We start from the raw sequence: 10,076 nt of genomic DNA, 5'->3' as shown, positions 1-10,076 counted from the left end.
CCTAAAAGGTCAATTAGAATTGACTAAAGGTTAAATTTAATCGAACAGCCTTGTCGGTAGATACTCTTAAAAAAGTTTTTCCATGTAACTGATTTGTCTGCCACTTTCTATTTGTAAGTTTAACTGAATTTTGCCAAGAAATCACAGCAATATCATCTAATTGTAGCTCAGCATTGCCATTTTTAGGTGGTGAGTGAATAAATGCAAAACGCATTCCTCTAGGCGGTAAATTTTCTGGGCCTAGCACATTTGTGTCGTCTGGGAGTTCAAAGTCAATATTAAACGGCTGCCAATTAAATTCCCCACCTTCTAATACAGGGAAAGTTTGCTCAGAGAAAATAAGTGAATCCTCAGAAGTTAAGATACTTAAATCTAATTCTAATTGACCAGCATTGATACCTTTAGCATACCCGTAAAGTGTATGTTTATGAAAGACTTTGCTAACGTCATCGGCAGGGGTGAGTGGAAAAGCGCGTACCGTTTGCTTAAACGGTACCCTTAGGGCAAAGTTATCAAATTGGTCTCTCGTTAAGCATAATCCTTGATTGCCTCGGTATGCACCTGTCAGGCATGGCACTGTATCTTCATCAGAATGATCCCAGTGATTTATTTCAAACTGAGTATCATCATTATCCCAATCTTCGAAATCACCAAATACTAATAAATCTCTGCCCAAGGTCAGTGAAGTGACCTCAACATCAGTTGTTATTTGGCTCAAAAAGCTATGGCTAGGTGCCAGCAGCCGTAAATCAACAATATGTTCACCAGGCTCAAGTTCGATTACCTCTTGCTTTAATAGCGTCGCAGCAACTTGTTGAGAGAATAAAACGTCAGCATATCCTTGCCTAGGGATCACTGAGACATTATTTGAGAATTCAGCAACCCGCTTTATTAAGTAGTTACTTAAATCACCAGAAATGAGGCGAGGTTTATATTCTTCTATGTAGATAGGGTAGGCCCTTGCTGAGCTCACTTTAGGGGTGGTGTTTTTGTTAACTCGGACTTCAACAGCAAGGCCTAAAACTGTTTCTAATCGGTTTTGATCAAACACAAAATTACCAAGTCCTAATACAGTTGGTACATCATCATAGACGTCAAAGCCTTGTGCAACGTGAGGGTGGTGGGTCACCATTAAGTCAGGCTTTTCTTCGAGCTTTGAAATCAGACTATATCGATTCTCAATATAGTCTGTTTGGGCATAAGAATACTCATCGCCGCCATGTAATTGTATGACGGTGAAATCACTATTTTCTTTGCTGAACTGCAATGCTTCAGCTAATGATTTTGAATCAGACAAGTCAGCCGCGCCACCTTTTTCTTCGTCTGCGACATAGGTCACCGCATGATCGCCACCACGAATTGAAGTGGCAGACACTAAACCTAGGGTTGTTCCCTTTACGTTTTCAAATACCGGTGCATAAGCTGCGACTTTATTTAGACCTGCGCCACTATGAAGAAATCCAGCCTCAGACACAAACTTCAGGGAGTCATTTAGCCCATCTAATTGGTAATCGTAAACGTGGTTGTTACCCAGCGCGACATAGTCGATGCCAATTGACTTTAAACCCTCTAGCGTTTCAGGTAGAGAGAAAAAAGAAAACTCTTTTGTTGGATGAACACTTACTGGCTGATTGAGCACTGGGGATTCTAAATTTACAGAAGCAAAATCTTGATTTAGAAAGAGTGGCTTTACATGTTGAGTGATTTCAATTGCAGCGGTTGCTGCATTTGATTTATTAATTAAGGCATCTGTTAAATCGGGCACCGAGTTATTCATGGTTGTGATATTTGGATCCATAAAGCGGCGGCCAAACATAGTGTCACCGGCGAAAACCAAACTGATTTCATTCTCTACTTTTTTAGATAGAACTATGACTTCGCTGTCATTTGCCGTAGAAATGTTGATGGTTGAAAAGAGAGTATGATAATCGAGATGGATGATCTCAATGGGGTAATTACCTAAAGTTAACGTATCTACATGCACTAAGCCTTGAGCATTCGTTTGGTATAAGTTTCCTGCTATTTTCACATCTAAGTTAGCGATAGGGGTGCCTGTTGAATCTCTCACTTTGAAAGAGAAAGGAATAATGGCTTCAACAACCTTGTCACGTTCATCTATTTCTTCTTGCTGCTGCTCAGAAGGCCCTGTTTCATATGGGTCTTCAACTGAACACGCTGATATGAATATGAGAAGCAAATAAGCTGTAACATGGTTAACAAATTTTTTGGGGTAGCTAGTTAATGACATTTAAAACTCACATATATCAGTCGTTAGTATTATAAAATATTTGTTCCGCTTTATGCAATTGTTAAATTTGTATCCAATATGTGGACTGTTCAATTCATAAAATAGCTTATTCAAAGAATAAGTATAGTGAAACGTTCAATAATGTTTACATTTTTCTAGTCTGACGACTATTCTTAGAGTATCATTTCGCCGTGTCATATATAGCCCTGTTTGAGGAACAAATGCGTCTTGAAATCCTGTGTGCCGATCGGATAGGAATTGCACAAGAAGTTTTGAATATATTGGTAAATTATCAGGTTGACCTTAAGGGCATTGAGGTCGATTCGGTTAATTGCAAAATGTATGTCAGCTTCCCACCTATCGAGTTTGAACAATTTCAGAAAATAATGCCTGAGATTCGCCTAATTGATGGTGTTGAAGATGTGCGTACTACTGCTTTCTTACCTTCTGAGCGAGAGCATAATGAGCTCAATACTCTGCTTAGTGCGCTCCCAGATGGTGTGATATCCATCGATGCAAAAGGGTGGGTTCGTCATTGTAATGATGCAGCTTGTAAAGATCTCAGTTTGAGCCTAGACGATGTGCTGGGTGAGAATATTAATAACCTTCTAAAAGGGTTTAATTTCACACGTTGGCTAGAAGGTAAAGAAGTATTAGGACAAACCACGCGTGTTGAAGTGGGTGGTGAAGATTACATTGCTGATATCTTGCCGATCACTGTGCCGCAAAAGCCAGATGGCGATATTCTTGCTGGCGCGGTAATTAATATTAAATCGCAAAGCCGTTTAGGCCAGCAAGTCAGTGCCTTCAGACGATACGGACAAGAAAGCTTTGCAACCATTCACAGCAATAGCACGGCGATGCGCCGTGTTGTGCGAGAAGCGCGCAAGATGTCCCAATTAGACGCACCGATCTTGATTACCGGTGAGACAGGCACAGGTAAAGAGTTGTTGGCTAGAGCATGTCACTACGCATCAAATCGATCAATTAAGCCCTTCATCGCTTTGTCATGTGCTTCTTTACCTGATGATGTTGCAGAGTCAGAGTTATTTGGGTACGCAGGCTTTGAAGAGAATGCTGCGCCAAAGCGCGGCGTGTTAGAGCAAGCCGACGGTGGCACTGTCTTTTTAGATGAAGTGGGCGAAATGTCGACCCAGTTACAGACAAAGCTGCTTCGCTTCTTGCAAGATGGCACGTTTAGAAAAGTCGGCGATGAAAATGAGGTCAAAGTCAATGTCAGGATCATTGCAGCGACACAGAAAGATCTACCGGCGATGGTTCAAGAAGGCTCTTTCAGAGAGGACTTATACTACCGTATTAATGTATTGACATTGGATATCGCACCGCTTCGAGACAGAAAAGCTGATATAGGGCCACTCACAGAGCACTTTATTCAAAAGTATGCACAGCAAAATGGTCAGCCTGCACCAACACTCGCACCAGATTGTCTAGTCTTTTTAGAGCAATACCCTTGGCCTGGTAATGTGAGACAGCTTGAAAATGCAGTGTATCGCGCAGTTTCTTTACTGGATGACAAAGAACTTCGTGTTGAGCATATGCAATTGCCAACATTCACCCATGAACTAGGGTATTTGGAATCTGATTTTGAAGGCACCTTAGAGCACGCAGTTAAACGCTTCGAAGCTACTTTATTGAGAAAGCTTTATCCGGCATACCCTAGCTCTAGACAGCTTGCTAAAAGATTAGGGCTGAGCCATACCGCAGTGGCAAATAAATTAAGAGAATACGGTATAAATAGAAAGACCGTAAAAGTTTAGTTTTATCTGGCAAATCGCTTACTAAGATATGGGACTACTTTTTAGCGCCCATATCTTTTGTCACGCCATCTATCTTGATGTTATCAATTCCTTTTTCATTAAACTTAATCTGAATACTGACGTTATTTTTCACCAAAAAGTAATCAATCTTATTAAGAGAAAGCACATAGTTTCCTTTTACTGGTACCTTAAACTCTTTCTTCTTTAAAGTAATTATTTGCTCACCGAGTTGCCACTCAAAACTGTCAATAAACCCGGCATTGAATTCTTGAACCCATACTTTTTTATCGTCTTTACTGAGTGTAAGGGCAATAGAATATGACTCAGGCAAACTGGACATGTTATAGGTCTTTTTACCTATTCTAAATGCTTGTTTTTGTTCATCCCAAGCAAAGCCAAATGCAAAAGTTTTGTCTACGCCTGTTGGGTAAGTGATTTTTCCTTTTCCCTCAAAATCAAAGTTGGCAAAAACACAGGAAGAAAAGAGCAAGCTGGTAAGCACAAAAGTATACAATTTCATATTAAGCTTCGTGTGAGAATAGTTATCTTTTAAGACTAGTGGAGCAAATACGGCTTAGCAACAATTTATTGTGAGTAACTAAGCTTATGTTAAACTTTATTTTTTACTTACTGGTTGGACCATAAATGAACCTGTATTTTAGGCTGATACTGCTACTTTTAAAGATTAAAAGAAACAATGAATACAAAGGCTTACTGGATGTTAGCAAAATAGATTTTAAAGTAATGCCTAGTGATTGCGATATTAATATGCACTTGACCAATTCGCGATATCTTGCCTTTATGGACTTAGCTCGAACTTGGATGACAGAAGAGATTGGCTTATTTAAGGTAGTTATGAAGCGTCGCTGGTTTCCAATTGTTAATGCAACGGCCATTACTTATATCCGAGATATTAAACCGCTTGAATCCTTTAAAGTCAGTACTCAGTTAGTTGGGTGGGACCATAAATATTTTTACATTGAGCAAAAGTTTACAACGGCGAGAGGCCTTCATGCGATAGCCTATGTAAGAGGGGTGTTTAAAAGCAAACAAGGTATTGTCTCTGTTGAAGATATGCTTGCAGCAGCAAATTACTCGGGTCCAGCCCCTGTATTATCGGAAGAAATAGAACATTGGAAAGCAATGTTAGAGGCGAAGAAAAGCAATAATAAAAAAGGCCACTGATTGTGGCCTTAGGGATCGAGAAAGTAACTGTATTTTTTACTTAGAACTTGTACTTAACACCTAGCATCGCAACAACAGGGTCAAGTTCAACATCTGATGTTAGTGCTTTTGCACCGTTTGCATATACTGTTGCATCAGTGTTGATATCAATTTTTGATACCATACCATGGATACCCCACTTTTCATCAATGTCATAATTGAATCCAGCTTGAAGTGCGATGCCGAAAGAGCTATCAAGCTCAACCTTTACATCATCAGTTTTCAGTGTCGCTTTAAGCGCTGCACTTGGGTCTTCACTGAAGAAAACCGTATAGTTTAGGCCTACACCAACAAATGGGCGAAATTTTGCTGTTGAATCAAGAAAGTGATACTGAGCTAAAAATGTAGGCGGTAGGTGTTTAACCTTAGCGATTTCAGCACCAGCAAGACCACCTGCACCATTTACGGTATGAGAAAATGGGGTCGCTGCAACTAATTCAAATACAATGTTATCAGTGTATTTATAATCAAAAGTAATACCCAGCTGTGTATTTGAATCTGCTACTAATCCAAGTGCTTTATTTTGATCAATAGCTGAAGCTGTGTCGCTAGGGTTAACATTAATTAGACCAACATTAACGCTTAATTTAGCTTGTGCTAAAGGAGCGGCTACTAGAAGGGTAGTAAGTAGAGCTGCGCCAAGTTTTTTCATTTTCATCTCCTGATGCCTTTGCAAGGTATGTAATTTTTTTCTTGAAGCCACTATAGGGCAGTCTATGAAATGAAAACTGTTCTAGATCAATTTTTATTTCAGGTTATTTCAGAAATTTTTGAAACTTTGATTTAGATTAATTTTTGGGTATCAAAATCAATTTTTACATGCGGCAAAGACTTAAAATTGCAAGTAAAGTGACACACGAATGCAATACTGCAACGTTTAAATAACATTCAATCTTTTATGTATAAACGAACGTTATGATTAGTGCAGCTATAGAAAACAAAGCAGACCTTGAAGTCATAAATTTTGTACAAACCTTGGTCAGGGCCAAGTCAATCACCCCCGATGATGCAGGTACTTTAAGTTGGCTGTCTGAGCAACTGAGTCTACTTGGGTTTGACATAGACATTTTGGATGTCAATGGCGTTAAAAATTTAGTTGCCGCAAAACAGTTCGGTCCTGGACCGAGCTTAGGTTTCATTGGTCATGTCGATGTAGTGCCTGCAAATTCTGATGGGTGGAAGGTCTGTCCATTTTCAGGCGAGATATTTGAAGGCTGTATTTATGGAAGAGGCGTTGCTGATATGAAAGGTGGTATCGCAGCTATGCTATCCGCGACCAAAAAAATGCTCAATCAAACATCACCTCAAATAGGCAGCTTATATTGGTTAATTACCTCTGACGAGGAAGGAGAAGCTGAATATGGAAGTAAGGAAATCGCTGCATACCTGGCCAAGAACGACATAGTACTTGATGCATGTCTTGTCGGTGAACCGACCGCAGATAAAATTGCTGGAGATACCATAAAAAATGGGCGTAGAGGCGCGCTATCAGGTCGTATTCATATAAAAGGAAAAGCTGGGCATGTTGCTTACCCTGAAAACAGTGTAAATGCAGCGCATATTAGTGGCAACATAATAAATAGTCTGACCAACATTGTTTGGGAGTTGGATGAGTATGGCTCTAAGACGGGGCTGCAGATAACAGGATTACAGGTGAATAATAGTGTAGACAATATTATTCCGGACAACTGTGAGATTACTTTTAATATCCGTTATAGTCATAACTATGATAGCAAAGCAATTATAAAGCTGGTTGAGCAGGCATTAGTTGAAAACCAAGCATACATACAGTGTGAGTGGGAAAGGCCCTGTGAGTCTTATTACACTGGGCATAAACAAAATAATTGCTTTTTAGCCTTAGTAGAGCGGGCTATTTATGACACCTGTGGTCAATACCCCAAACTGACCACTGCAGGAGGTACATCGGATGGCCGTTTTTTTTCAAATAGCCATACGCAAGTCATAGAGTGCGGGGTAGCTAACGCAACCATACACCAAGTTAATGAACGTATCGATATCGCAGATTTAATTCAGGTGAAGCAAATTTACTATGCTATTTTAAAAGATTACTTTAACTGCAAATAGTCATTTTGCTCTGTTGCATTTGTTTACAACTCTTTTTGGTTATGTGCTGTTTATGATTTGGGAAAGTGAGTAATATTGTAAGTACATCATTTTCATATTGTTGGACACCATAAGCTTACGTTATCATGCAAGGAAGAATGACAATAAATACAGTTTTAACAAAAACAATGAAAAAAATAACGACACTGTTGCTATGTTATATTTGCTTCTTTTCTACTATTAGCTACGCTGACGAACATCTTGAAAAAGACGAATTGCTATGGCAATTCAGCTTAGGCACGTTTTGGGTCGATTCAACCATGACTCAGCTCGTGGGGGCCAATTCTCATTTTAGTGCACCTGGCTTATTGATTGATGCAAAAATCGAATATAAAAACTTTTACTTGAATACCCACTCAGGCGATTTCTACGGTGGTTCAGACTTAGGGTACCAATTAGTCATTGAAGATGGCTGGGGTATCGATGCCATTTTAGGCAGCTACCAGCAACCGTTTAATGAAAGTGGCTATTATGAAAATGAAGACCAAGTGCCTGAACTCGCTGGTATCAAAGAGAGAGAGCATGACCTTTCTCTAGGATTTGCTTACTACTTCAATCACGGAGAATTTCAAACCGTCACAGAGCTTGTATTTGATGTGTTTGGAGACAGTGATGGCTGGTTATTTCATTTTGATACAACTCGCAACTTTGAACTACGTAACTGGGATGTTTGGTTAAATATAGGTGCAAACTATTACTCATCTGCCTTTATTGATTATTATTACGGTATTGATGCAGATGAAGCGACTGCTTTCAGGCCTGAATATGTAGTAAGTAATACTTCATCACTTTATTTACAGCTACAAGCAGATTACCCAATAGCTGAAAATTGGGTCTTTAGTGCTGGTGCGTCTGGTTTTATTTATTCATCGCATATTGTAGAAAGCCCAATTGTTCACTCCAGACATGCTCGTGTCTTTTTTGCAGGAGTGAAGTATGTATTTTAAGATGATCTCATTTTGTTCGTTGCTTGTGACTTCTATGAGTTATGCACAAACAAAAGATGAAGGACCAACCGAGATCTTAAACGTCATGCCGAGCAAGTGCGTGGCGTTGAATGAAGGGCGAACCTGCTATACTGATGTGAAGTTTGCTGTCACAGCGCCAGATGTTGGTGACTACTGTTTAAGAGAGAGTGGAACGAAGAAGATCCTTCAGTGTTGGGCAAATACTAGGACATTTATGTATACGCTGAATTTTGGCTCAACAGAAAGTATTAGCTATGAGTTAATTTCTAAGCAAAAGAGAGATACCTTGGCTGTCACCACCATCGAAGTAAACTGGGTACATAAGATTAAGTCTAAAAAGCGTCGTTGGAGAATATTTTAAGGGAGACAAACAGTCTCCCTTTGGTAGCAGGATGCTCAATAGAGGAAGTTAAGGTTTTATACAAACCTTAACTGAGGTGCTATTGGCATTGCTCAATTAGTTCACGTAAATGCTGGCCGACATCCTGAGTTTTATTTTGGCCCTGTTCAAGTAAATTTGTTAATTGAGTTTGTAATTCTGATAACTCGTATTCACTGAGTAAGGTTTTGAGATAATCAACGGTTTCAGCACCATGCTGAAGAAGCTGACCAATTGTTTCTAAGCTAAGCTCTTGTTCGGTTAAGTTATTGATTGTATCAACTAACCCAGCCAAATCAGCACTATCTTGTAATGCGCCCTCAACTTCTACCAAAGCACCCATAGGATCAGCATCTAAGCTAGTAGCAACACAGGCTGCGACACTTCCTTTTTCAGCTGATGCTGCAACAGTTTGTAAGCCTTGCTCACGAATAGCTTCAATTGCAGCCTTTAATTCTTGATTCTCAGATAAGTATTGCTGTTCAATCTGTGCCTTCGAACTTTCGAAAACATCACAGCCAGTCAAAGACACGGTAAAAATGCCTGCAAAAAATAGTGCTTTTTTCATTTATGTTCCTAATAAGCGAATTTCTTACAGTTTACGGATCTGAATGCAATTTTCCATTCAATTGAGTCGTCATACTACGCTTATTTCGATATTGCAGCATAGATATCACATTACTATAACCATGGATTTGCGTTTGTACCATATTAGTGAAGACAAACAATATACTTTGCCAAGCTTTGCGCACTGCGAGTGTAAACTTAGATTTTAATGTGGTGCTTAATGCCATTAGAAAAACTTCTCGAAAGACATTTACTTGGTGCTTATCTTGAAAAAGCCGGTTTAAATAAGCTCGATTTTTCTCTATATATAGCCAAATGCTCTGTTGAGAAGTTAAGTGTTCAGTAAGAGAGCAAATGTATTGTTTATGATCAAAAAGATTAGAGCAAGAAATAAAAGAGGGCAGCTTCTTTTTAACTAATAAATTAAAGTAAGTGAAGAAATGCTCAAAATTATCACAAATATCTTTACTCGAAGAGGTTAACAGCTGAAATTGGTAAGGGGATAAACTCATAGTGAGTGCCTCATAAATATTAGGCACGTCCATTTGCATTAATCTTTATATCATCTAACTTGATGATATCGCCTCGTCTAAGCGCTTAATTAAAAGTATAGAGGGCTTTAAAAATTTTGAGTTAAAAATTCAGGAGTTTCTGTTTTTTACTTATAAATAAAGAAATCAGGGTGTATTTATATGCTTTATGGTTGCTTATTTATGGAACACTCCCTATAATACAGCCTGTTTTGCAGTAGTAGTGCTGCACGTTGGCGCGGGATGGAGCAGCCTGGT

Annotated in this window: 10 protein-coding genes; 5 read left to right on the top strand and 5 right to left on the bottom strand. The window is 39.2% G+C overall.

Going from position 1 to position 10,076, the window contains the following annotated elements:
- Window positions 1-13: 13 nt before the first annotated feature.
- Window positions 14-2,248 carry a CapA family protein gene (locus C1E24_RS16205; RefSeq protein ID WP_138483241.1) on the bottom strand — a complete coding sequence of 745 codons (2,235 nt, stop codon included), beginning with the start codon at window positions 2,246-2,248 and terminating at the stop codon, window positions 14-16.
- Window positions 2,249-2,469: 221 nt separating this feature from the next.
- On the opposite strand from C1E24_RS16205, the gene tyrR reads away from it, so the two are divergent.
- On the top strand, window positions 2,470-4,026 hold the full coding sequence (gene tyrR, locus C1E24_RS16200; RefSeq protein ID WP_138483239.1) for a transcriptional regulator TyrR: 1,557 nt from the start codon (window positions 2,470-2,472) through the stop codon (window positions 4,024-4,026).
- 34 nt (window positions 4,027-4,060) lie between these two features.
- On the opposite strand, the gene C1E24_RS16195 is transcribed toward tyrR, so the two are convergent.
- On the bottom strand, window positions 4,061-4,546 hold the full coding sequence (locus tag C1E24_RS16195; protein WP_138483237.1) for a hypothetical protein: 486 nt from the start codon (window positions 4,544-4,546) through the stop codon (window positions 4,061-4,063).
- A gap of 125 nt (window positions 4,547-4,671) precedes the next feature.
- On the opposite strand from C1E24_RS16195, the gene C1E24_RS16190 reads away from it, so the two are divergent.
- Entirely contained in the window at window positions 4,672-5,211 is a 540-nt protein-coding gene (locus C1E24_RS16190) for a thioesterase family protein (RefSeq protein ID WP_138483235.1), read from the top strand.
- A gap of 40 nt (window positions 5,212-5,251) precedes the next feature.
- On the opposite strand, the gene C1E24_RS16185 is transcribed toward C1E24_RS16190, so the two are convergent.
- Window positions 5,252-5,902, bottom strand: coding sequence for an OmpW/AlkL family protein (locus tag C1E24_RS16185; RefSeq protein ID WP_138483233.1), 651 nt, complete (start codon window positions 5,900-5,902; stop codon window positions 5,252-5,254).
- 263 nt (window positions 5,903-6,165) lie between these two features.
- On the opposite strand from C1E24_RS16185, the gene dapE reads away from it, so the two are divergent.
- The 3 genes from dapE (at window position 6,166) to C1E24_RS16170 (ending at window position 8,703) form a co-directional block, all read left to right on the top strand.
- Window positions 6,166-7,335: a succinyl-diaminopimelate desuccinylase gene (gene dapE, locus C1E24_RS16180; RefSeq protein ID WP_138483231.1), complete on the top strand. Its 1,170-nt coding sequence runs from the start codon at window positions 6,166-6,168 to the stop codon at window positions 7,333-7,335.
- 167 nt (window positions 7,336-7,502) lie between these two features.
- A complete protein-coding gene (locus tag C1E24_RS16175; RefSeq protein WP_138483229.1) occupies window positions 7,503-8,321 on the top strand; it encodes a MipA/OmpV family protein in 819 nt (272 codons plus the stop codon).
- Window positions 8,311-8,703: a DUF3019 domain-containing protein gene (locus C1E24_RS16170; protein WP_138483227.1), complete on the top strand. Its 393-nt coding sequence runs from the start codon at window positions 8,311-8,313 to the stop codon at window positions 8,701-8,703. The genes C1E24_RS16175 and C1E24_RS16170 overlap by 11 nt, the downstream gene beginning before the upstream one ends.
- 79 nt (window positions 8,704-8,782) lie before the next feature.
- On the opposite strand, the gene C1E24_RS16165 is transcribed toward C1E24_RS16170, so the two are convergent.
- Window positions 8,783-9,289, bottom strand: a complete 507-nt coding sequence (locus C1E24_RS16165; RefSeq protein WP_138483225.1) for a hypothetical protein — start codon at window positions 9,287-9,289, stop codon at window positions 8,783-8,785.
- Between the two features lie 31 nt (window positions 9,290-9,320).
- Window positions 9,321-9,515 (bottom strand): hypothetical protein, encoded by a 195-nt coding sequence (locus C1E24_RS16160; protein ID WP_138483223.1) that lies wholly within the window; start codon window positions 9,513-9,515, stop codon window positions 9,321-9,323.
- Window positions 9,516-10,076 lie beyond the last annotated feature (561 nt).

Origin of the sequence: Pseudoalteromonas phenolica (genome assembly GCF_005876835.1) — a bacterium.
GTDB lineage: Bacteria > Pseudomonadota > Gammaproteobacteria > Enterobacterales > Alteromonadaceae > Pseudoalteromonas > Pseudoalteromonas phenolica_B.
Note: the sequence above shows the minus strand (reverse complement) of the source record. Positions and strands in the feature narration are given on the sequence as shown.